Annotated in this window: 22 protein-coding genes and 2 tRNA genes; 13 read left to right on the top strand and 11 right to left on the bottom strand. The window is 59.1% G+C overall.

All coding sequences use genetic code 11. The features are described 5' to 3' along the window. The first annotated feature begins 135 nt into the window (after window positions 1-135). A complete protein-coding gene (locus O9X91_RS03430; RefSeq protein WP_269834026.1) occupies window positions 136-1,257 on the top strand; it encodes an anhydro-N-acetylmuramic acid kinase in 1,122 nt (373 codons plus the stop codon). Window positions 1,258-1,496: 239 nt separating this feature from the next. Here the strand turns inward: O9X91_RS03430 and O9X91_RS03425 are convergent, their stop codons facing one another. Then, window positions 1,497-2,174, bottom strand: a complete 678-nt coding sequence (locus tag O9X91_RS03425) for an alpha/beta hydrolase (RefSeq protein WP_003495402.1) — start codon at window positions 2,172-2,174, stop codon at window positions 1,497-1,499. Window positions 2,175-2,385: 211 nt separating this feature from the next. Here O9X91_RS03425 and O9X91_RS03420 point away from each other — a divergent pair, with 211 nt between their 5' ends. The 7 genes from O9X91_RS03420 to sufA all read left to right on the top strand — a co-directional run bounded on the left by O9X91_RS03420 (window position 2,386) and on the right by sufA (window position 9,672). Further along, window positions 2,386-3,555 carry a cysteine desulfurase family protein gene (locus O9X91_RS03420; RefSeq protein WP_269834025.1) on the top strand — a complete coding sequence of 390 codons (1,170 nt, stop codon included), beginning with the start codon at window positions 2,386-2,388 and terminating at the stop codon, window positions 3,553-3,555. A 198-nt stretch (window positions 3,556-3,753) separates the two neighbouring features. Beyond that, entirely contained in the window at window positions 3,754-5,223 is a 1,470-nt protein-coding gene (gene sufB, locus O9X91_RS03415) for a Fe-S cluster assembly protein SufB (RefSeq protein WP_142914300.1), read from the top strand. 238 nt (window positions 5,224-5,461) lie between these two features. Continuing rightward, window positions 5,462-6,217 carry a Fe-S cluster assembly ATPase SufC gene (sufC, locus tag O9X91_RS03410; protein ID WP_003522658.1) on the top strand — a complete coding sequence of 252 codons (756 nt, stop codon included), beginning with the start codon at window positions 5,462-5,464 and terminating at the stop codon, window positions 6,215-6,217. A gap of 24 nt (window positions 6,218-6,241) precedes the next feature. Further along, window positions 6,242-7,513: a Fe-S cluster assembly protein SufD gene (sufD, locus tag O9X91_RS03405; protein ID WP_137410588.1), complete on the top strand. Its 1,272-nt coding sequence runs from the start codon at window positions 6,242-6,244 to the stop codon at window positions 7,511-7,513. Further along, on the top strand, window positions 7,506-8,756 hold the full coding sequence (locus O9X91_RS03400; RefSeq protein ID WP_142914301.1) for a cysteine desulfurase: 1,251 nt from the start codon (window positions 7,506-7,508) through the stop codon (window positions 8,754-8,756). Before sufD ends, O9X91_RS03400 begins: the two co-directional genes overlap by 8 nt. Window positions 8,757-8,793: 37 nt before the next feature. After that, a complete protein-coding gene (locus O9X91_RS03395; protein ID WP_077982880.1) occupies window positions 8,794-9,177 on the top strand; it encodes an SUF system Fe-S cluster assembly protein in 384 nt (127 codons plus the stop codon). 105 nt (window positions 9,178-9,282) lie between these two features. After that, a complete protein-coding gene (gene sufA / locus O9X91_RS03390; protein ID WP_142914302.1) occupies window positions 9,283-9,672 on the top strand; it encodes a Fe-S cluster assembly scaffold SufA in 390 nt (129 codons plus the stop codon). A gap of 21 nt (window positions 9,673-9,693) precedes the next feature. Here sufA and O9X91_RS03385 read toward each other — a convergent pair whose 3' ends face one another. From O9X91_RS03385 to O9X91_RS03370, 4 genes are all read right to left on the bottom strand, one after another. Next, on the bottom strand, window positions 9,694-9,975 hold the full coding sequence (locus O9X91_RS03385; protein ID WP_142914303.1) for a hypothetical protein: 282 nt from the start codon (window positions 9,973-9,975) through the stop codon (window positions 9,694-9,696). 62 nt (window positions 9,976-10,037) lie between these two features. Further along, complete coding sequence (locus O9X91_RS03380) at window positions 10,038-11,246, bottom strand: ABC transporter permease (RefSeq protein WP_142914304.1); 1,209 nt, start codon at window positions 11,244-11,246, stop codon at window positions 10,038-10,040. Beyond that, the gene (locus O9X91_RS03375) at window positions 11,236-11,955 is read right to left on the bottom strand and encodes an ABC transporter ATP-binding protein (protein ID WP_142914305.1); all 720 of its coding nucleotides are present in this window, start codon (window positions 11,953-11,955) and stop codon (window positions 11,236-11,238) included. Before O9X91_RS03375 ends, O9X91_RS03380 begins: the two co-directional genes overlap by 11 nt. A gap of 13 nt (window positions 11,956-11,968) precedes the next feature. Beyond that, a complete protein-coding gene (locus O9X91_RS03370) occupies window positions 11,969-13,267 on the bottom strand; it encodes an efflux RND transporter periplasmic adaptor subunit (RefSeq protein ID WP_142914306.1) in 1,299 nt (432 codons plus the stop codon). 237 nt (window positions 13,268-13,504) lie between these two features. Between O9X91_RS03370 and O9X91_RS03365 the strand changes: the two genes are divergently transcribed. From O9X91_RS03365 to O9X91_RS03355, 3 genes are all read left to right on the top strand, one after another. Continuing rightward, window positions 13,505-13,660, top strand: coding sequence for a hypothetical protein (locus O9X91_RS03365; protein WP_142914307.1), 156 nt, complete (start codon window positions 13,505-13,507; stop codon window positions 13,658-13,660). Window positions 13,661-13,699: 39 nt separating this feature from the next. Next, window positions 13,700-14,494, top strand: a complete 795-nt coding sequence (locus O9X91_RS03360; protein ID WP_244614310.1) for a DUF429 domain-containing protein — start codon at window positions 13,700-13,702, stop codon at window positions 14,492-14,494. 89 nt (window positions 14,495-14,583) lie between these two features. Further along, complete coding sequence (locus O9X91_RS03355) at window positions 14,584-15,774, top strand: IS481 family transposase (protein WP_269834263.1); 1,191 nt, start codon at window positions 14,584-14,586, stop codon at window positions 15,772-15,774. Window positions 15,775-15,817: 43 nt separating this feature from the next. Here the strand turns inward: O9X91_RS03355 and O9X91_RS03350 are convergent. Continuing rightward, window positions 15,818-15,894, bottom strand: a tRNA-Arg gene (locus O9X91_RS03350). A 50-nt stretch (window positions 15,895-15,944) separates the two neighbouring features. Beyond that, window positions 15,945-16,250, bottom strand: a complete 306-nt coding sequence (locus tag O9X91_RS03345) for an ETC complex I subunit (protein WP_077982056.1) — start codon at window positions 16,248-16,250, stop codon at window positions 15,945-15,947. A gap of 267 nt (window positions 16,251-16,517) precedes the next feature. On the opposite strand from O9X91_RS03345, the gene O9X91_RS03340 reads away from it, so the two are divergent. Further along, window positions 16,518-16,594: transfer RNA gene (locus O9X91_RS03340), tRNA-Pro, on the top strand. A gap of 53 nt (window positions 16,595-16,647) precedes the next feature. Here the strand turns inward: O9X91_RS03340 and O9X91_RS03335 are convergent. Continuing rightward, window positions 16,648-17,790, bottom strand: coding sequence for a ceramide glucosyltransferase (locus O9X91_RS03335; protein WP_269834244.1), 1,143 nt, complete (start codon window positions 17,788-17,790; stop codon window positions 16,648-16,650). A 213-nt stretch (window positions 17,791-18,003) separates the two neighbouring features. After that, window positions 18,004-18,273 carry a DUF982 domain-containing protein gene (locus tag O9X91_RS03330; RefSeq protein WP_035262940.1) on the bottom strand — a complete coding sequence of 90 codons (270 nt, stop codon included), beginning with the start codon at window positions 18,271-18,273 and terminating at the stop codon, window positions 18,004-18,006. Between the two features lie 213 nt (window positions 18,274-18,486). Between O9X91_RS03330 and O9X91_RS03325 the strand changes: the two genes are divergently transcribed. Continuing rightward, the gene (locus tag O9X91_RS03325; RefSeq protein ID WP_077982057.1) at window positions 18,487-18,735 is read left to right on the top strand and encodes a BON domain-containing protein; all 249 of its coding nucleotides are present in this window, start codon (window positions 18,487-18,489) and stop codon (window positions 18,733-18,735) included. A 60-nt stretch (window positions 18,736-18,795) separates the two neighbouring features. Here the strand turns inward: O9X91_RS03325 and O9X91_RS03320 are convergent, their stop codons facing one another. Together O9X91_RS03320 and O9X91_RS03315 are read right to left on the bottom strand one after the other, a co-directional pair. Further along, window positions 18,796-19,278, bottom strand: coding sequence for a DUF192 domain-containing protein (locus tag O9X91_RS03320; RefSeq protein WP_269834280.1), 483 nt, complete (start codon window positions 19,276-19,278; stop codon window positions 18,796-18,798). Then, window positions 19,278-19,856, bottom strand: coding sequence for a cold-shock protein (locus O9X91_RS03315; protein WP_077982058.1), 579 nt, complete (start codon window positions 19,854-19,856; stop codon window positions 19,278-19,280). The genes O9X91_RS03320 and O9X91_RS03315 overlap by 1 nt, the downstream gene beginning before the upstream one ends. Window positions 19,857-19,893 lie beyond the last annotated feature (37 nt).

The raw sequence follows: 19,893 nt of genomic DNA, 5'->3' as shown, positions 1-19,893 counted from the left end.
TGGTTTGATCTTTGTCGTCATCGAGAACCAATGAACGTCGCGGCTTTATCATTGTTTTTTGAAATGTGCACCCGTTTCGGCCATGAATATCGGGATTCAAGGTAAGCATGATTCGAGATTGCAGGGGAGCGGCAGGTGGGCGAGGTCAAAACGGCAATCGGGCTGATGAGCGGCACATCGATGGACGGCATCGATATCGCCCTTTTGCGCACGGATGGCGAGAGCGTGGTGCGGCATGGGCCGAGCGGTTATTTCCCTTATGATCCGGGCCTGCGTGCCATCTGGCAGAAGGCACTCACGACGGCCAAATCCATTCGCGAGCGGCGCGAACGTCCCGGCGATCTGGCGGAGGCTGAGCGCAAGCTGACGCTTGCCCATGCGGCGGCGGTGAAATCCTTTCTCCATCGTCACCGGCTCCAGCCCGGTGATATCGATGTCATCGGTTTTCATGGCCAGACGGTGCTGCACCGGCCGGATGAGGCGCTGACCGTGCAGATCGGCGACGGCGCGCTTCTGGCTGAGGAAACCGGTATCGATGTGGTTTATGACATGCGTGCCAACGACATGGTGCATGGCGGGCAGGGTGCGCCGCTGATCCCTGCCTACCATATGGCACTTTCCGCCAACCTGCCTGAAGGCTTCGAAACGCCCGCCGTCTTCGTCAATATTGGGGGGATCTCCAATCTGACCTATATTGGCGAGGGTAGGCGGCTTGCGGCCTTCGACAGCGGTCCGGGCAATATGCTGATCGACCAGTGGATCGAGGCGCATACCGGCAAAGCCTTCGACAAGGGCGGCAGGACGGCGGCGGGTGGCAGCGTCGTTGGCTCGTTGGTGGCGCGTTATATGGAAAGCCCGTTTTTTTCGGCCAATATCCGTCGTTCGCTTGATCGCGGTGATTTTGTGCCGCCGCAAAAGGGGGAGGTCTCCTTGGCGGATGGGGCACGGACGCTGGCGCATCTGACAGGTGCTGCCATTCTGAAATCGGCGAGCTATCTGCCGGAGGCGGCGAAAACCTATGTGGTTTGCGGTGGTGGACGGCTCAACCCGGTGATCATGGGAGAATTTGCCGAGCTTGCAGCAAAGTCGGGTGCGCGGGTGATCGCGGCGGAGGAGGCGGGTTTTGATGGCGGGGCGATGGAGGCGGAGGCCTGGGCCTATCTGGCCGTGCGTTCGCTCAAGGGTTTGCCGCTGACATATCCCGGGACTACGGGGGTGAGCGAGCCGGTGACGGGTGGGGTTTGGGTGCGGGCGTAGTGATCGACGGCGGGTGTGGCTTACCCCCCTCTGCCCTGCCGGGCATCTCCCCCTCAAGGGGGAGATAGAATCGTGGCGACCTTCCGGCCATCTTTAACGTATAAGCTTGGGCGAGGAGCAGGCGTCTGGCTGATCTCCCCCCTTGAGGGGGAGATGCCCGGCAGGGCAGAGGGGGGGAGCCACACCCACCGTCGATCATTAGCGATAAATCAAGACGTGCGCTAGAAATGCGCCGCCAATCACCGAATGCGCTTCGCCGCCGGCTCCGGCACCAGTTCGCCGTTGAGGCGACGATCAAGATAGTCCTCGCATTCGCCCATCAGCTCATCCACCTTGCCGTTGAAGAAGTGGTTGGCTCCGGGAAGCGTGCGGTGGGTGATGAGGATGCCCTTCTGGGTCTTCAGTTTTTCGACCAGGCCGTTCACATCTTTCTCAGGCGCGACCTTGTCGGCGTCGCCATTGATGATGAGGCCCGAAGACGGGCAGGGGGCGAGGAAGGAGAAGTCGTAGGTATTGGGCTGCGGCGCAATCGACATGAAGCCTTCGATTTCCGGGCGGCGCATCAAAAGCTGCATGCCGATCCAGGCGCCGAAGGAATAACCGGCAACCCAGCAGCTCTTGGAATCGGGATGCAGGCTCTGCACCCAGTCGAGCGCCGAGGCGGCGTCAGACAGCTCGCCGGCACCGTGGTCGAATTCGCCCTGGCTGCGACCGATGGAACGGAAGTTGAACCGGAGCGTCGTGAAGCCGCGCTTCTGGAAAAGATAGAAGAGCTGATAGACGATCTGGTTGTTCATCGTGCCGCCGAACTGCGGGTGCGGATGAAGGATGATCGCAATCGGCGCGCTCTTTTCCTTGGATGGTTGATAACGGCCTTCGAGGCGACCCGCAGGGCCGTTAAAAATGACTTCGGGCATTGGTACTCCGGTCGTGTTTTTTCATTCTCCAACCGCATTCTTCCGATGAGAAGACTTGACGAACTGTGTCATCTTTTCTAGAACGCAGTTTAGAATAATTCGAAACTTTGCGTGTGCTTAAGCACTCGGGTCGTGTCATAAGGCAAGCGCAACTGTAATTTCAAGAAAAATGCGTTTTGGCGCATATAAGATTGAGCGAAGCTTTTCCGCTATGACGGGTTTAACGCGCACATATATGGACTGGAACGCCACGGCGCCGCTTCTGCCCGCCGTGCGGGATGTTCTTGTCTCTGCGCTGGAAATTGCCGGCAACCCGTCTTCCGTGCATCGGGAAGGGCGCGCTGCCCGCGCCGCCGTGGAGGCTGCCCGTCGCGATGTTGCCGCCCTTGCCGGCGCGCAGGCGTCGCATGCCACCTTCACCAGCGGTGCGACAGAAGCGGCCAATCTGGTTTTGACGCCGGATTTCAAAATGGGGCGCGCGCCTGTGCGTTATGGCCGCCTTTACGCGTCTGCCATCGAGCATCCCGCTTTCCGGGAAGGCGGCCGGTTCGGCAAGGCTGACGTTACGGAAATTCCCGTCACGTCAGCGGGTGTCGTCGATCTCGCGGCGCTTGAGGTGCTGCTGTCGTCGCATGACAAGTCCACTGGTCTGCCGATGGTCGCCTGCATGCTGGTCAATAATGAGACCGGCATTCTCCAGCCTGTGGCGGAAGCCGCGCGGCTTGTGCATGCGGCAGGCGGATTGATGGTGGTCGATGCCGTGCAGGCGGCGGGCCGCATTCCGCTCGATATCAATGCTCTCGATGCGGATTTCCTCGTTCTCTCGTCTCACAAGCTCGGTGGCCCGAAGGGTGCCGGCGCTCTCATTTCGCGCGGCGAGGTGATGATGCCGAAACCGCTGATCCATGGCGGCGGTCAGGAGAAGGGCCATCGCTCGGGTACGGAAAATACCCTGTCGGTCATCGGTTTTGGTGCAGCGGCCGTCGTGGCTGCCGAGAAGCTGGCGGACGAAGCGGCGCGTCTTGGCGCGCTGCGGGCAAAGCTGGAAAACGGCATGCGGGTCAATGCGCCCGACGTCATCATCCATGGTGCCGATGTCGCCCGCGTGGGGAATACGACCTTCTTCACCCTGCCGGGCCTCAAAGCGGAAACGGGACAGATCGCCTTCGACATAGAAGGCATCGCGCTCTCTGCCGGTTCGGCCTGCTCCTCCGGCAAGGTGGGCGAAAGCCATGTGCTGAGCGCGATGGGGCATGATCCCAAGCTCGGCGCGCTCAGGATTTCCCTCGGTCACGCGACTGACGAGGCGGATATAGACAGAACGCTTGCGGCGTTCACGAAAATTGCCGGGCGGCGCAGGCTTTCCGGTCAGGCCGCTTAAAATGCGGCAAAGAATTGCGGAATAGCAATTTTCCGCTTGCCGGGATGTGTGAAAAGCGCCATCCCGCACTTACATGGGTATAAGCTCCGCCCCGTTTAACGGCTCGGAACGATTTGCCCGAAGATGAATAAGGCGGCTTTCCGCCTTGATACGTTGACAAGCCACCGGACCTTGGCTCCGGCGAGATTGGAGAACGACATGGCAGCGGTTCAGGAAACGATCGATCAGGTCCGCCAGATCGATGTGGACCAGTATAAATACGGCTTCGAAACCGAAATCGAAGTCGACAAGGCCCCGAAGGGCCTTTCGGAAGAGGTGATCCGTTTCATCTCGGCCAAGAAGCAGGAGCCGGAATGGATGCTGGAATGGCGTCTTGAGGCTTACAAGCGCTGGCTGACGATGGAAGAGCCGACCTGGGCGCGCGTCAGCTACCCCAAGATCGACTTCAACGATCTCTATTATTATGCCGCGCCGAAAAGCACCCCCGGCCCGAAGTCGCTCGATGAAGTCGACCCGGAGCTGCTGAAGGTCTATGAAAAGCTCGGTATTCCGCTGAAAGAACAGGAAATCCTCGCTGGCGTCGAAAAGCGTCAGGTTGCCGTGGATGCCGTGTTCGACAGTGTCTCCGTCGTCACCACCTTCAAGGCGGAACTGGCGAAGGCCGGCGTGATCTTCATGTCGATTTCCGAGGCCGTGCGCGAGCATCCGGAACTGGTGAAGAAATATCTCGGTTCGGTTGTTCCCACGACGGACAATTTCTACGCCACGCTGAACTCGGCTGTCTTCACCGACGGTTCCTTCGTGTTCGTGCCGAAGGGCGTGCGGTGCCCGATGGAGCTTTCCACCTATTTCCGCATCAATGAGAAGAACACCGGCCAGTTCGAGCGCACGCTGATCATCGCTGAAGAGGGGGCTTACGTCTCCTATCTGGAAGGCTGCACGGCTCCCCAGCGCGACGAGAACCAGCTTCACGCTGCCGTTGTCGAACTGGTGGCGCTCGACGATGCCGAAATCAAATATTCCACCGTCCAGAACTGGTATCCGGGCGACAAGGAAGGCAAGGGCGGCATCTACAACTTCGTGACCAAGCGCGGCGATTGCCGTGGCGACCGCTCGAAGATTTCGTGGACGCAGGTGGAAACCGGTTCGGCCATCACCTGGAAATATCCGTCCTGCATCCTGCGCGGCGATGACAGCCGTGGCGAATTCTATTCGATCGCGGTCTCCAACGGCCATCAGCAGATCGATAGTGGCACCAAGATGATCCATCTCGGCAAGAACACGTCGAGCCGCATCATCGCCAAGGGTATCGCCGCCGGTTTTTCGGAAAACGTCTATCGCGGTCAGGTCTCTGCCCACCGCAAGGCGACCAACACGCGCAACTTCACGCAGTGCGACTCGCTTTTGATCGGCGACAAGTGCGGCGCACACACCGTGCCTTACATCGAGGCGAAGAACTCGTCTGCGCATTTCGAGCACGAGGCGACGACGTCGAAGATTTCCGAAGACCAGCTGTTCTATTGCCTGCAGCGCGGCATTCCTGAGGAAGCGGCCATCGCGCTGATCGTCAACGGCTTCGTGAAGGAAGTCATTCAGGAACTGCCGATGGAATTTGCCGTGGAAGCGCAGAAGCTGATCGGCATTTCGCTGGAAGGTTCGGTCGGCTGATGGGGACAGCCCGGCTTGGCGGTCTTGCGCTCTTCATACTGCTTTGCATGTTCGTAGCGATGTGCGGCATCTTTGTGGGAGTTGGCGGGCTGCTGGCGGGTTGGACTTTCGCCGGGCCTCTTCTGATAGGCAGCGGTATCGGTTTGGCGGTAATATTTTGGCTGACCGATGCGCTGAGACCTGAGACATTTGAACGTTTCTCTTCCAGAGAGAGAAAACAAGATCGAGAGAATTGAACATGCTTGAAATCATCGACCTGCACGCAAAGATCGCCGATACCGAAACCGAGATCATCAAGGGCCTCAACCTGAAGGTTGCCGCCGGTGAAGTCGCCGCCATAATGGGGCCGAACGGTTCCGGCAAGTCGACGCTGTCCTACATCCTGTCGGGCCGCGAAGATTACGAAGTCACCTCCGGTGACATTCTCTATAACGGCGAGAGCATTCTGGAACTGGACGCCGCCGAGCGCGCCGCCAAGGGCATTTTCCTGGCCTTCCAGTATCCGGTCGAAATTCCCGGCGTCGCCACCATGCAGTTCCTGAAGGTTGCGATGAACGAGCAGCGCAAGGCGCGTGGCGAGTCCGAGTTGACGACGCCGGACTTCATCCGCCGCGTCAAGGAAGCGGCCGGCGACCTGAAGATCGACATGGAGATGCTGAAGCGTCCGCTGAATGTCGGTTTCTCTGGTGGTGAGAAGAAGCGCGCCGAAATCCTGCAGATGGCGCTGCTTGAGCCGAAACTCTGCGTTCTCGACGAAACCGATAGCGGTCTCGACATCGACGCGCTGAAGATCGTGGCTGATGGCGTCAACGCGCTGAAGTCGCCGGATCGCGCCACCGTCGTCATCACCCACTATCAGCGCCTGCTCGATTACATCGTGCCTGACAGCGTTCACGTTCTCTACAAGGGCAAGATCATCCGCTCGGGTGACAAGGCGCTGGCGCTGGAGCTGGAAAACAACGGTTACGCCGACATCATCGGTGAAGCGGCCTAAGTCAAAGGCCAGGAGGTGATGTCCATGAACATTCAAGCTACCAACCGGCTGACGCCAGCGGAAACCGCGCTGGTCGACGCCTACACCGCCAAGTTCAGCGAATTGCCGGGCGATGGTGCCGTGGTTGCCGCGCGTGACGTGCTGTTCGATGATCTCAAAACCGGCGGTCTTCCGACCCGCCGCATCGAGGCGTGGCACTATACCGATCTGAAGAGCCTGCTGCGCGCCGTTCCGGAAGACCAGCCGGCGCCTGTTATCGAGAAGCTGGCGCCGACGGTTGCCGGCTCGCTGGTTGCCTATGTGCAGCATGGCACGGCCGATATCGGCAAGATTGAAGATGTTCGCGTGTCGCGCTTTGCCGAAAGCCTGCTCGATGGTTCCGCCGCCGCCGGCCTTGCTGAAGCCAGCAAGGATGACGCGATTGGCCGCATCAATGGCAGCTTCGTGCGCGATGGCCTGGTGCTCGATATACCGGCCGATGCCGATATCGAGAAGCCGATCGAATTGCAGGCGGTCCATGGCGCAGGCCAGGTTCACAGCCGCTTCCCGGTCCGTTTCGGCAAGGGTTCCAAGGCAACCGTCATCGAGCGTCACCTTTCGGTGACTTCTGATGCGGCTCTCGTGTCCTCGGTCAGCGATATCGTTGTCGAGGATGGCGCGGAAGTGACCTGGATCATCCTGCAGCAACAGGGGGCGGCCGATATCCATCTTGGCCAGCTGCGCATGAAAATCGGCGCGGACGCCAAGATTCGCCTGTTCATTGTCAATGCCGGTGGCAAGCTGGTGCGCCAGGAACTGCGCATCGATGTGGAAGGCGAGGGCACTGACCTCATCGTTCGCGGCGTCAACCTCCTGGGCGGCGAAACCCATACCGACGTGACGATGGTTCTCGGCCACAACGTGCCGAACACGACCTCGACGGAAGTATTCCGCAACGTGGTGTTCGACCGTGCCAAGGGCATTTTCCAGGGCATGATCCGGGTGGCGCCCGATGCCCAGAAGACCGACGCGAAGATGGCCTGCAATACGCTGCTGATGTCCGACGATGGCGAGTTCTCGGCAAAGCCGGAACTGGAAATCTTTGCCGATGACGTTCAGTGCGGCCATGGCGCGACGGTTGCCGATATCAGCGACAATCATCTCTATTACCTGATGGCGCGCGGCGTGCCGCGGGCGAAGGCACGGGCGATGCTCGTCAACGCCTTCGTTGCCGAGATCGTCGAGGAACTGGAAGAAGAAAATCTGGTAGAGGCGCTGGAGACGATCATCTCCGGCTGGCTGGAACATCATGCCTGAGAGCGAACGCGCCGCATTGGCGGCCCCTTATGACATCGAAGCCGTGCGGAAGGATTTCCCGATCCTGTCGCGCGAGGTCTATGGCAAGCCGCTCACCTATCTCGACAACGGCGCGTCCGCTCAAAAACCGCAGGTGGTGATCGACGCCGTTTCGCATGCTTATGCGAACGAATACGCCAATGTGCATCGCGGCCTGCATTTTCTCTCCAATGCCGCAACCGACGCCTATGAGGCGGCGCGCGAAAAGGTGCGCCGGTTCCTCAATGCCGGTTCGGTGGACGAGATCGTCTTCACCAAATCCTCCACCGAGGCGATCAATACGGTTGCCTATGGCTACGGCATGCCCAAGATCGGCGAGGGCGACGAGATCGTCATCTCGATCATGGAGCACCACTCCAATATCGTGCCGTGGCACTTCATTCGCGAGCGGCAAGGCGCCAAGCTCGTGTGGGTGCCTGTTGACGATGATGGCGCGTTTCATATCGAGGCTTTCGAAAAAAGCCTGACGGAGCGCACCAAGCTCGTCGCTATCACGCATATGTCAAATGCGCTCGGCACCATCATGCCGGTCAAGGAAATCTGCCGCATCGCCCATGAGCGCGGCATTCCGGTGTTGATCGATGGTTCGCAGGGTGCCGTTCACATGCCGGTCGATGTTCGTGACATCGATTGCGACTGGTATGTGATGACCGGCCACAAGCTCTACGGTCCCTCAGGCATCGGCGTGCTCTATGGCAAGGCCGACCGCTTGCGCGAGATGCGGCCTTTCCAGGGCGGCGGCGAGATGATCCTCGACGTTTCCGAAGAAAATGTCACCTATAACGAGCCGCCGCATCGTTTCGAAGCCGGCACGCCGCCCATCGTGCAGGCGATCGGGCTCGGTTATGCGCTCGATTATATGGATAATCTCGGCCGCGCCGCGATTGCGGCCCACGAGGCCGATCTTGCCGCCTACGCCGCCGAGCGGTTGCGCGAGGTCAACTCTCTGCGCATCATCGGCAATGCGCCTGACAAGGGCGGTATCTTCTCTTTCGAGCTAGAGGGCATTCACGCCCATGATGTCTCGATGGTGATCGACCGGCGCGGCGTTGCCGTGCGTGCCGGCACGCATTGCGCCATGCCGCTCTTGAAACGCTTCGGCGTCACCTCCACATGCCGGGCGTCGTTCGGCCTTTACAATACCCGCGCCGAAGTAGACTCTCTTGTTGAGGCGCTGGAATATGCGCGCAAATTTTTCGCCTGATATCGGCATGAATGAGATCAGGATTGAGGATCAGACCATGACTGCGGAAGCCACTGCAAAGACATCCGATGCGACCGAAGAAGCGGCAAAGCCGTCTTCCATTCCGCCTGACGAGCTGGCGCGTCTCAGCGACGACGTGATCTCGGCGTTGAAAACCGTCTACGACCCGGAAATTCCAGCCGATATTTTCGAACTCGGCCTGATCTACAAGATCGACATCGAGGACGACCGGATGGTCAAGATCGTCATGACGCTGACGGCACCCGGTTGCCCGGTGGCGGGCGAAATGCCCGGTTGGGTGGAAAACGCGGTCGGCGCCGTCGAGGGTGTTTCCGGCGTTACGGTCGAAATGACCTTTGACCCGCCGTGGACGCCGGACCGGATGTCGGAAGAAGCGCAGGTTGCTGTCGGCTGGTACTGATTTGATTTTGACTGAAGTCATCCCTTGATGACATCGTCAGGCGAACTTAAATTGAATTCCATAAGCATCGAGCCTTGAACTCGATTGTCGAAGGAGAATGGGCCCATGGGCTTCGCAGTTATGACCATGACCGGGGCTGCCGCCTCGCGCGTTAAAGCAATCGTCGAAAATTCCGGCCCGGACGCCAAGGGCGTGCGAGTCGGCATCAAGAAGGGCGGCTGCGCAGGCATGGAATATACCATCGACCTCGTGACCGAAGCGGATGCGAAGGACGATCTGGTCGAATTCGACGGGGCAAAGGTGTGGGTTCAGCCTTCCGCCGTGCTTTATCTGCTCGGCACCCAGATGGACTTCGAGGTGACCAAGATGCGATCCGGCTTCACTTTCAACAACCCGAACCAGACTTCCGCCTGCGGCTGCGGCGAATCGGTGGAACTGAAGCCCGCGGATCTCGCGGCTCTGGCGAAGCAGCGCGAGGCCGAGGCCAGCGTTTGATTGGCTGCGCCATTTTTCCAATCATTGGGATGATTGCTGTTTCAGCGTATCGATAAAATCCGCCAGCGGATGAATCGACAGCGTCGTTGTCAAAAGCGGCTCGAGAGCTGCTGCGATCTTCCCGCAATCTTCCTCGGCAAGTGGTCGAAGGCTGGAACTGACTTTGTTGTAGTCGGGTGTTCCGCGTGATGCGAGGGAGCGATTGATCACAAACAGTTCCGTTTGTCCGTCAATTCGTTCCACGAAGAGCGCAAGCGAACCGCCGTCTGCGGCAGCGGCGCTGTCCGATACCGATTTGAACATCGAAACTCTCCGTCAATCATGAACCTTTTCCGTAGAGGCCGTTGCAGTCTCGACGGCTCGTCTCACTCGTGCCGCAGCGCCTCGATCGGGCTCAAACTCGCTGCCCGCCGCGCCGGGAAATAGCCGAAAATCACCCCGATGGCCGCTGAAAAAGCGAAGGCGAGGAAGATGATCGACGGGCTGGTAACGAAGGGCACGTTGAGGAAGCTGACGACGCCATAAGCAAGGCCGAGACCCGTGAGAATGCCGACAAGGCCGCCGAAGGCCGAGAGCATGACGGCTTCCACCAGAAACTGCGTCAGCACCTGTTTTTCCAGCGCGCCGATGGCGAGACGAATGCCGATTTCGCGGGTGCGCTCGGTTACCGACACCAGCATGATGTTCATGATGCCGATTCCGCCGACCAGCAGGCTGACGGCGGCGACTGCACCCAGAAGCCCGGTCAGCAGCGTCGTCGTGCCTGTCATGGCCGAGGCGATCTGCGTCATGTCGTTGACGGTGAAGTCATCTTCGCGGCCGATGCTGATGCGGCGGCGCTCGCGTAGCAGGTTCTGCAGGTCGCTCTGCACCTTGGCGGTGGAAACGCCATCCTGCGCCGAAACCATGATCGAGGAAATGGTGGTGGTGCCGCCGATGCGCCGCTGGTGGATTTTCAGCGGCATGATGATGGTGTCGTCCTGATCGTCTCCGAGGCCGGACTGGCCTTTTCGGGCGAGAACACCGATGACGGGGCAGGAGATGTTGCTGACGCGGATCGTCTGCCCGACAGGGTTTTCCGCGCCGAAGAGTTCCTGACGCACCGTTTCGCCGATGATGCAGCCGATCTGGCCGCCTCGATCTTCGGCCGGCTGGAAGTCGCGGCCGAGCGCGATGGTCCAGTCCTGCGCGATCAGATAGTCATTGGTGGTGCCGATGACGCTCGTCTGGTGGTTCTTGCCGCCGAAAATGACGGTTGCGGCGGAACTGCGGTTCTGCGGGGCAACGGCGCGGATGCCCGATATCTGATTGCGGATGGCTTCGACATCGCGGTCATCGAAGCGCTTGGCCTCGGTGCTGGCGCGGCCGGGGCCGAACTGGCCAGGGCGGACGAACAGCATGTTGGTGCCGAGCCGCGACAGTTCCGATTTCACCTGTTCCGTGGTGCCGTTGCCGATGGTGACCATGGCGATGACGGCGGCGACACCGATGACGACGCCGAGCACGGTGAGGAAGGAGCGAAGCAGGTTGCGGCTGATGGCGCGCAGCGCAAGACGCGACGTTTCAAAGAACATCGGCGGTCTCCTTGTTGTCGACCGCGCTGTCGGAGGCGAGGTGGCCATCAACGAAGCGCAGCAGGCGTCCGGCGTGGGCGGCGATGTCCTCTTCATGGGTGACCATGACGACCGTGATACCCCTGTCGCGATTGAGCGCGGTGATCAGCTCCATGATCTCGTTGCTGGTCTTCGTGTCGAGGTTACCTGTCGGTTCGTCGGCCAGAAGCAGGGCAGGGCGGGTGACGATGGCGCGCGCAATGGCCACACGCTGCTGCTGGCCGCCGGAAAGCTCCTGCGTGGTGTGATCCTCGCGACCCTTAAGACCCACCTGCGCCAGCGCCTCCATGGCGCGGGCGCGCCGCTCTGAGGCCTTCATGCCGCGATAAACCAGCGGCAGCTCGACATTTTCCACCGCCGAGGTGCGGGAGAGAAGATTGAAGCCCTGAAAGACGAAACCCAGCATGTGCCGGCGCAGCAGCGTCAGATGTTCATTGTCGAAGCCGCTGGTCGGCACGCCCTGAAACAGATATTCGCCAGCCGTGGGCACATCCAGACAGCCGATGATGTTCATCGAGGTGGATTTGCCCGAGCCTGACGGCCCCATGATGGCGACGAATTCCCTTTCACGAATGGAAAGGCTGACACCATCGAGCGCGCGGATGGTCGCTTCGCCCCGGCCATATTGCTTGACGACATCACGGAATTCGATGAGCGGCGGCTGTTGCATGCGGTTCTCCCCGTCAGCCGGCGTTGCGGGCCGTAGCGTCGGTAATCACCTGGTCATCGGCTTTCAGCTCACCCGATTTTACAACCGTATGCTGGCCATCGGTGGAGCCGGTTTCAATGGCGACGGAGACGGGCGCGTTGTTGCGCAGCACCCAGACGGTTCTTTTGCCCCGCGCCGCCTGGCCGGCGTCGCGGTTCTGCGAACGGCCCATGCGGGGCGGGCGGAACAGGCCCATCAACCCGCCGCCACGGGAGGCGGATTCGCGCGGCGGGGTATAACGCAGCGCTGAATTCGGCACCAGCAGCGCATCCTTGATCTCTTCGACGACGATATTGGCGGTCGCCGTCATGCCCGGGCGCAGCAGCAGTTCTTCATTATCGACCGTCAATATGCCCTTGTATGTCACCACGTTGGAAACGGTTTCAGAGGCGAAGCGGACAGTCTCGATCTCGGCCGGGAAGCTGCGGTCGGGATAGGCATCGACATTGAAGGTGGCTTTCTGCCCGGTCTCCACCTTGCCGACATCGGCCTCATCCACCGAAACCTGCAATTCCATATGACGCAGATCGCCGGCGATGGTGAAGAGCACAGGGGCGTTGAGCGAGGAGGCGACGGTGGCGCCGGGATCGACACTGCGGGTGAGGATCACGCCATCGATGGGCGAGACGATCTTGGCCTTGCCGAGATTGACCTCGGCGAGCCGCAGATCGGCTTCCGCCGAAAGCACGGTTGCCTCGTTCACCTCCAGCGTGGCAGCGGCGGCATCGTGGGTGAATTGTGCGGCATCCAGATCCTGCTGGCTGGACACCCGATTCTGCACCAGCGACCGCAGGCGCTCCATGGATGTCTTGGCCGAGCCGAGATCGGCGCGCGCCTTCAGCACATTGGCCTTGGCGGAGGCCAGCTTGGCGCGGGCGCTCTGGACGTCGGCCTCCAGCTTGTTGGTATCCAGCTCCGCCAGAACGTCTCCTGCCTTTACCGGGCTATTATAGGTGACATTGACCTTGCGCACCGTGCCCGACAATTCACTCGATATATCGACCTGATCCGTCGGCTGAACCGAGCCGGTGGAGGTGACGATGACGGACAGATCGCCCTGACGCGCAGGTTCCGTGGTGTAGTTATAGGCAACACCCGCCGCGCGCGACTGGTAATAATAACCAAGACCGCCGCCAATCAGCACGATGGCCGCCGCGATATAAAGAAACCGGCGCGATTTCTTCTTTCGGCCGTTTCTGTTCGTTCCCAGAATCTCACGCAGATCGGGCTGGGTGTCTGGTGTATCGCGGCCATTGCCGTTGGCGTCATTCATTCTCGTCACCCGCAAAATTCAAAATACCACAGAGGGTTGTTTCCACTCTGCGGTTTGTCCATCCGTCCGTCGCTGTGTATTCTTCCGATTGTGGGAAGTGACATAGCTTGCCTCTAGGGTGAAGTGAAAACTTGGTAATATTTATGATAGTTCTGGTCTGCTAGAGATAGGTATTGAAAAGACCGATGCCACAGAGACGGCAAAGGTTTCAGCAGCGACATTCAGGACGATGATAGAATGAACGACAACGTGGTGAAGTTCCGCAAACCGGCGCCGCCGAAAAAACCGCGTCAGCCGATGGGGCCGAAAACGAAGAAGACGCTGACGATTGTTGTTGTCATCGCGTTTTTTGTGGCTGCTTGGGGGTATTTTACGCTGATGGGGCGGGGGTAGGGCTCGGCTGCTTGCGGCGGGTACGCTGGGGGCGATGGTGTGAGCGCCATATTGGGGATTGACGCCGCATGGACGGCGACCGAGCCGAGCGGCGTGGCGCTGGTCATCAAGGACGGCCTTCACTGGCGCCTGCGGGCTGCCGCCTCGTCCTATGATCATTTTCTCGCACTTCTACTGGAAACATCCGCCCGCACTGATCGTCCCCGGGGTTCGGTTGCGCAGGCGACAGCGCTTCTGAATGCCGCGGAATCGCTTGCCGGATGCAACGTCAATCTCATCGCGATTGATATGCCGCTCTCCAATGCCCCGATCAGGGCCCGCAGAGTGTCGGATAATCGTGTGTCATCGGCTTACGGCGCGCGTTATTGCAGCACCCACACCCCAAATGCACTGAGGCCGGGCAAGATCAGCGACGATCTCAAGCTCGCATTTGAAAGCGCGGGTTATCCATTGTTGACTAGGGAAATTTCCGGGCGGGGACTGCTCGAGGTCTATCCACACCCGGCACTGGTCGAATTAACGAAATCCGAGAAGCGGCTTCCCTATAAACACTCGAAAATCGGTAACTACTGGCGATCAGATCCCATTCCTGTCCGGCGCGCCAAACTCATCGACGTATGGCGTTTCATTGTCGCTCATCTCGATGAGCGTATCGCGGGCGTTGCCGATGCATTGATCGTTCCGCAGGCGAATGCTCGCGCTTGGGAGATGAAGGCCTTCGAAGACATGATGGACGCCGTGGTGTGCGCCTGGATCGGCATCTGCGCGCTGGAGGGCGATGCGATACCTTACGGCGACGACAGCTCCGCGATCTGGATTCCCTCGGCTGGCTGAGCCGCAATCGTCAAATGTCCGACTTGAGAGATAGGTGACGTTTTGTACCGGAGACATGGGTAACACTTTTCGCTTTGCGGGAGGTGTTGATGCCGTGGAGAGAGACTTCGGTTATGGAAGAACGTCTACGCTTTGTCGCCCGTTTGCTGGAGGGCGAAGGAATGAGCGAGGTGTGCCGGGACTTCGGCATATCGCGCAAGACCGGCTACAAGATATTCTATCGCTACAAGGACGACGGGCTTGAAGCTCTGACGGACCGCTCCCGGCGTCCGGTGCGCTACGCCAACCAACTCCCCGATCCCGTCGAGGCAATGATCGTGCGCCTCAAAAAGGAGAAGCCTCATTGGGGTGCGCGCAAGATCCGCGAACTGCTGGTGAAAAAGCTCGCTGGCGACGTCCGTATTCCGGCGAGCAGCACCGTACATGCGGTGCTCGACCGCCATGGCCTTGTGCGCCAGGCCCGCAAGAGGAACCGGGCAAACAAGGCCATGGGCACCACGCTGTCGCAAGCCGTCAATGCCAACGATCTGTGGTGCGCCGACTTCAAGGGCGAGTTCAAACTTGGGGATGGCCGTTATTGTTACCCTTTGACCGTAACCGATCAGGCATCCCGCTATCTATTGGCTTGCGAAGCCTTCGAATCGACACGAGAGCAAGCCGTGATCGAAGCCTTCCGCCGCCTGTTTGCCGAACATGGCCTGCCTCAGGCGATACGCTCGGACAACGGGCTACCTTTTGCCTCACCAAACGGGCTGTACAATCTGTCGAAGCTGTCGGTTTTCTGGTTGAGGCTTGGGATAGCGATCGAGCGCATCAAACCGGGCCATCCACAGCAGAACGGCCGGCATGAGCGTATGCATCTGACATTGAAGAAGGAGGCAACTCGCCCACCCGAACGTAGCCTTCTCCAGCAACAGGTACGCTTTGATGCATTCGTCAGCGAATTCAATGGCGAGAGGCCGCATGAGGCGATCAGCATGAAAGTGCCTGCTGATCTCTATACCGCCTCTTTGCGCCCCTACCTTGGCCTGCCGGAGATCGATTATCCCTTCCATGATCGAGACATCATCGTCACCAATTGCGGACGCGCCTGCCTCTTTCGCAAGAAGATCAATATATCGACCGTACTGGCCGGACAGAAACTGGGATTAAAGGAGGTGGAAGACGGCATTTGGCTCGTCAGCTTCATGCATTACGATCTAGGATATATCGACCTGGAACAGAGAACGCTGCAAACAATCGACAATCCGTTCGGCACGAGATTGTCACCTATGTCTTAGGTACAAACTGTTACCTATGTCTCCGGTCTGGACAAATGGAAGGTGGCGACCCCTGCAGGACTCGAACCTGCGACCTACTGCTTAGAAGGCAGTTGCTCTATCCAGTTGAGCTAAGGGGCCGTTATGCCGGGCAATCGATACTCCGGCAAAAAAACTTTGATCGTCGTGTTTCAGTGCGTCCAGGGCTGGGTGCGGTTGAAACGGAAATTGTCGGTGTAGGAAACCACCTTGCGGGTCGCTTCCTTCGGCTGGATGACGCGGTATTCGATGCCCTTGCGCTGTGCATAGGCTTCGGCCTGTTCCTGCGTCTCGAAATTCAGCTTCACCTGCTGCTTCATGTCGGAACTGGAGGTATAACCCATGATCGGATCGATCTTGCGCGGAACCTCGGCGTCGAATTCCAGAACCCAGACATTGGTCTTCGCCTTGCCGGATTGCATGGCGGTTTTTGCAGGGCGGTAAATCTTCGCAGACATGTCGAAACTGCTCCGGTTGGACAGTGGGGCGCAACACCCCGAATTGTTCATCACGTACCTGAATAGAATAACCAAATCGTGTCAGGAACGTTGAATTTGAAATGGACTGACTTCAGGTGAGAGTCAAGACGATTATCCCCCAGCAGCCAGATCGCACTCTGTCGTTTCGATGTTACGTTTTGCTCGCCAAAGCCGAGAGTGAACAAAGATGAATTTCCCTGTTGCGCAGTCTGGGTGAACCGTGTATTCCCCCAGCCATCGCCTCGGCGGAGTGTAGCGCAGTCTGGTAGCGCATCTGGTTTGGGACCAGAGGGTCGGGAGTTCGAATCTCTCCACTCCGACCATTTTAAAGCAAAACATCAGCTTTCCGGCGTAACGTCTTCCAAATAGCTGTGATTTATTCCGTTGACGGACCGGCCAGGGTGCTTTCTGCCGTGCCGATTGTCATGACATTGCCGCGCCATGCCACCGCGCTGCCGATCCAGCTTCGCGCCCAGACGATGGGCATGATCATGTCGCGGGCGATCATCGCCGGCAGTGTGTGGAGCGATACCGGCCATCGGTTTAGGGCCGCGAGCGCAAGTTCCGGCACGTACATGAGGGCGAGGACGGCAAAGGCAGTTGCGGCGAGGTTTACATCCATCATCGCCGCGGCGGCAAGCGCGAAGAGGAGCGGGGGAAGCGCCCCGGTGAAGATTTCCGGCGCGAAATATTGCGGGAAGGTCACGCGTCGCAACCGAGCCCAGCGGGTCTGGCGCGACCAGATCTCGCCGGCATGGCGCTGGCCGAGCGGCTGCTCGAACGGGGCGCTGACCAGATGCACCTTGCGGCCGGCGTTTCGCACCAGCTTCGTCGAGGCGGCGTCCTCGGCGATTTCTGCGGCAAGGGCGCGAATGCCGCCGTGGTCTTCGAGAAACGGCTTGTTCCACAACATCGATTTGCCCTGCGCGAAACCCATGCCGATCGCTTCCGCCGCATATTGCCAGCGTCCCTGCGAGCCATTCAGGAAGGCGCATTCCACATTGGCCCAGAAACCGGCCGGACGGGAGCCGAGCGGCGGCGAGCAGACCAGCCCGCTGTCCGGCCGCCAGGCCGACATCATGGTGGCTATATAGGATTTTGGCATCAGCACGTTCGAATCGGCGAGAATCACCCATTCATGTTTGGCGGCGCGCCAGCCCTTGACGCAATTGTTCAGTTTCGGATTGGCGCTGATACGGTCATCGCCAATGAGCAATTGCATGGAAACCGATGGAAAGGCGGCTTGCGCGGTGCGAACTTCCTCGATCACGGGATCGAATTCATCGGCGACGCAAAACAGCAGCTCATAATTGGGCCAGTTGAGTTCGAAGGCGCGCGACAGGGTCAGCGACGTGAAGTTTTCCACACCGCGCAGCGGCACCACAAGCGAGACAGCCGGTGTTTGCCGGACAAGATCGTTTTCCGCGTCGGGTCTCGTCAGTCGCCAGCCGGCCAGAACGATGCTGAGAAGATTGAAGCCGAGGAGCAGAATTGCGCAAAGGGCAAAGACAGTTTCCATGCTGGCCAGTTCCACTCCCAAGCTTCGGCGGTCTGCGCGCCAATCGATTCCATGGAATTCGTCTCTGCCGATTATAACGTTTGCGTGACAGTTACATGTCATCGTCGGCTTGTGCGGAGGCAACGCCGTGCATCAAGGCGCCGCAGAAGCGGCGTGCGCAAAAGAAAAGCCCTCCGCATGGAAGGGCGCAATCGTCATGACAGTCGATAAATTTTAGTGGACGTTCAGGATATGAGCATGACTGCTTGCGACGAGAAACGATTCCCGTGCTTTCTCGATGTCGCATCTGCCCGCGATGGCATCGAGGCAGTTCCTGCGCGCCTCTTCATATTCCGGCCCGTGTTCCTCGGGCCAGCGGTACATCAGCATGTCCAGCGCCACCAGCGGGCTGTAGATTTCTACGGCGACGCACAGCGGCAGGTGAATCGCCACCGGTTTCATCCACGAGGCGTGGTGACACGGCTCTGTTCTGTTAATCAGCATATCATTTTCCTCCCTGTTTTAGCTGTCTTGGAGGTCGTTCTCTCTCCTATGCGCGAAATGCCTGCCTCACGAAATGGTTCCCGATCACCAAAAATGTGATCGGTCAGGGGGTTCCAATTTTCCAAGATGAATGGAAGATGAACAAACAGATGAACCGGAGATGAACAAAACCGCCATCAGGGCGTTGTTATGTCCATAAGAAGGAGAACGCATATGTTCAATTTGTCAGGCATTCAGGAAAGCTTCTTCGGGGACCGCATGGCCGGCGTATGTCAGGCAATCACGTCGGCTCTGGCTTTCGAATCCGGGTTAGAGAAGTCGCGGATTTCGGCAACTGTCGAAAATGATGTGATCTATCTGGAAGGTACGGCCGATTCGGTAGAGGCAATCGACATCGCCATCAACCTTGCCTCTTCCATTTCCAATTGCCGGATTCTGAGCCATATCGAGCCGGTCTACTGACCATTGCGCCAGCCGGGCGAAACCTCGTCCGGCTCATTCTAACGCAATGACGTGGCAATGTCATTTCCGGTTGCCGATTTGCGCGCTGCGAACCATATCACCCGGCTTGATGCCATAGTGCTTCGCAGTGCCGCCATTGAGTTCAAGCACAAATTTTACTGGCCCGCGGGAGCTGATGATTGCCTCCGAATGCGGAACCGCGTTTTCGTGAATATGGGTAATACGGCCGTCACGGCCGATAAAAAGCATGTCGAGCGGAATAAGCGTGTTCCGCATCCACATGGCCACATCACGCGCTTCGCCGAAATCGAACAACATTCCGTTTTCAAGCGGCATGCTCTTGCGGAACATCAGCCCCTGTTCGCGCTGGGCATTGTTCAGCGCCAGTTCGGCAGTGAAATCGTGGCTCTTTCCCCCGGCGGTCTCAATCTGCAGCGGTTCGGACGTGAATGTCTGCTGTTGCTGGGCCTGCGCTGCGGCGGCCAGCGTAAAAAAAAGAAGCGCCATAACGGCGCTTTTCACCATATGGGGCAGGGCGGACATCAATGCGACATCCCGATGGAAACCGGGTTGTCGGGGTGGATTTCCGCCGCCATCAGGCCCTTGTCGCCATCGCCGTAACGCACCAGCACCACCTGGCCGGGGCGAAGCTCCGTCAGGCCGAAACGGCGCAGCGTTTCCATATGCACGAAAATATCTTCCGTTCCTTCGCCGCGCGTCAGGAAGCCGAAGCCCTTGGTGCGATTGAACCACTTGACGATGGCGCGCTCCAGCCCGCTGGACGGCGTTACCTGCACATGGGTGCGCACCGGCGGCATCTGCGAGGGATGGACAGCGGTCGACTGGTCCATGGAGAGAATACGGAATGCCTGAAAACCGCGGTCGCGCCGCTGTATGAGGGCAACGATGCGCGTGCCTTCAAGAATTGTCTGGTAACCGTCACGGCGTAGGCAGGAGACGTGCAGCAGCACATCCTGTGTGCCATTGTCGGGCACGATGAAGCCGAAACCCTTGGCGACGTCGAACCACTTCACCACGCCGGTAATTTCGGTCAGGTCCACGGCATCGCCCGAAAGGTCCTCGACATCGACTATCGTTTTCGATGACATCCTATCAGCCATATCCTGCCAACCCCTCAATTACGCGCCATACATCGGT

The sequence above is a fragment of the Agrobacterium salinitolerans genome (genome assembly GCF_027498475.1).
In the GTDB taxonomy this organism is placed as follows: Bacteria; Pseudomonadota; Alphaproteobacteria; order Rhizobiales; family Rhizobiaceae; genus Agrobacterium; species Agrobacterium salinitolerans.
Note: the sequence above shows the minus strand (reverse complement) of the source record. Positions and strands in the feature narration are given on the sequence as shown.

Bases quoted from the DNA above. Each gene is read 5' to 3' on its own strand.
- O9X91_RS03400 (WP_142914301.1), top strand. From the start codon at position 7,506: ATGCCTGAGAGCGAACGCGCCGCATTGGCGGCCCCTTATGACATCGAA.
- O9X91_RS03395 (WP_077982880.1), top strand. From the start codon at position 8,794: ATGACTGCGGAAGCCACTGCAAAGACATCCGATGCGACCGAAGAAGCG.
- O9X91_RS03370 (WP_142914306.1), bottom strand. From the start codon at position 13,267: ATGAATGACGCCAACGGCAATGGCCGCGATACACCAGACACCCAGCCC.
- O9X91_RS03335 (WP_269834244.1), bottom strand. From the start codon at position 17,790: ATGGAAACTGTCTTTGCCCTTTGCGCAATTCTGCTCCTCGGCTTCAAT.
- O9X91_RS03315 (WP_077982058.1), bottom strand. From the start codon at position 19,856: ATGGCTGATAGGATGTCATCGAAAACGATAGTCGATGTCGAGGACCTT.
- O9X91_RS03385 (WP_142914303.1), bottom strand. From the start codon at position 9,975: ATGTTCAAATCGGTATCGGACAGCGCCGCTGCCGCAGACGGCGGTTCG.
- O9X91_RS03420 (WP_269834025.1), top strand. From the start codon at position 2,386: ATGACGGGTTTAACGCGCACATATATGGACTGGAACGCCACGGCGCCG.
- O9X91_RS03355 (WP_269834263.1), top strand. From the start codon at position 14,584: ATGCCGTGGAGAGAGACTTCGGTTATGGAAGAACGTCTACGCTTTGTC.
- sufD (WP_137410588.1), top strand. From the start codon at position 6,242: ATGAACATTCAAGCTACCAACCGGCTGACGCCAGCGGAAACCGCGCTG.
- O9X91_RS03330 (WP_035262940.1), bottom strand. From the start codon at position 18,273: ATGCTGATTAACAGAACAGAGCCGTGTCACCACGCCTCGTGGATGAAA.
- O9X91_RS03365 (WP_142914307.1), top strand. From the start codon at position 13,505: ATGAACGACAACGTGGTGAAGTTCCGCAAACCGGCGCCGCCGAAAAAA.
- O9X91_RS03345 (WP_077982056.1), bottom strand. From the start codon at position 16,250: ATGTCTGCGAAGATTTACCGCCCTGCAAAAACCGCCATGCAATCCGGC.
- O9X91_RS03325 (WP_077982057.1), top strand. From the start codon at position 18,487: ATGTTCAATTTGTCAGGCATTCAGGAAAGCTTCTTCGGGGACCGCATG.
- O9X91_RS03380 (WP_142914304.1), bottom strand. From the start codon at position 11,246: ATGTTCTTTGAAACGTCGCGTCTTGCGCTGCGCGCCATCAGCCGCAAC.
- sufA (WP_142914302.1), top strand. From the start codon at position 9,283: ATGGGCTTCGCAGTTATGACCATGACCGGGGCTGCCGCCTCGCGCGTT.
- sufC (WP_003522658.1), top strand. From the start codon at position 5,462: ATGCTTGAAATCATCGACCTGCACGCAAAGATCGCCGATACCGAAACC.
- sufB (WP_142914300.1), top strand. From the start codon at position 3,754: ATGGCAGCGGTTCAGGAAACGATCGATCAGGTCCGCCAGATCGATGTG.
- O9X91_RS03425 (WP_003495402.1), bottom strand. From the start codon at position 2,174: ATGCCCGAAGTCATTTTTAACGGCCCTGCGGGTCGCCTCGAAGGCCGT.
- O9X91_RS03320 (WP_269834280.1), bottom strand. From the start codon at position 19,278: ATGTCCGCCCTGCCCCATATGGTGAAAAGCGCCGTTATGGCGCTTCTT.
- O9X91_RS03375 (WP_142914305.1), bottom strand. From the start codon at position 11,955: ATGCAACAGCCGCCGCTCATCGAATTCCGTGATGTCGTCAAGCAATAT.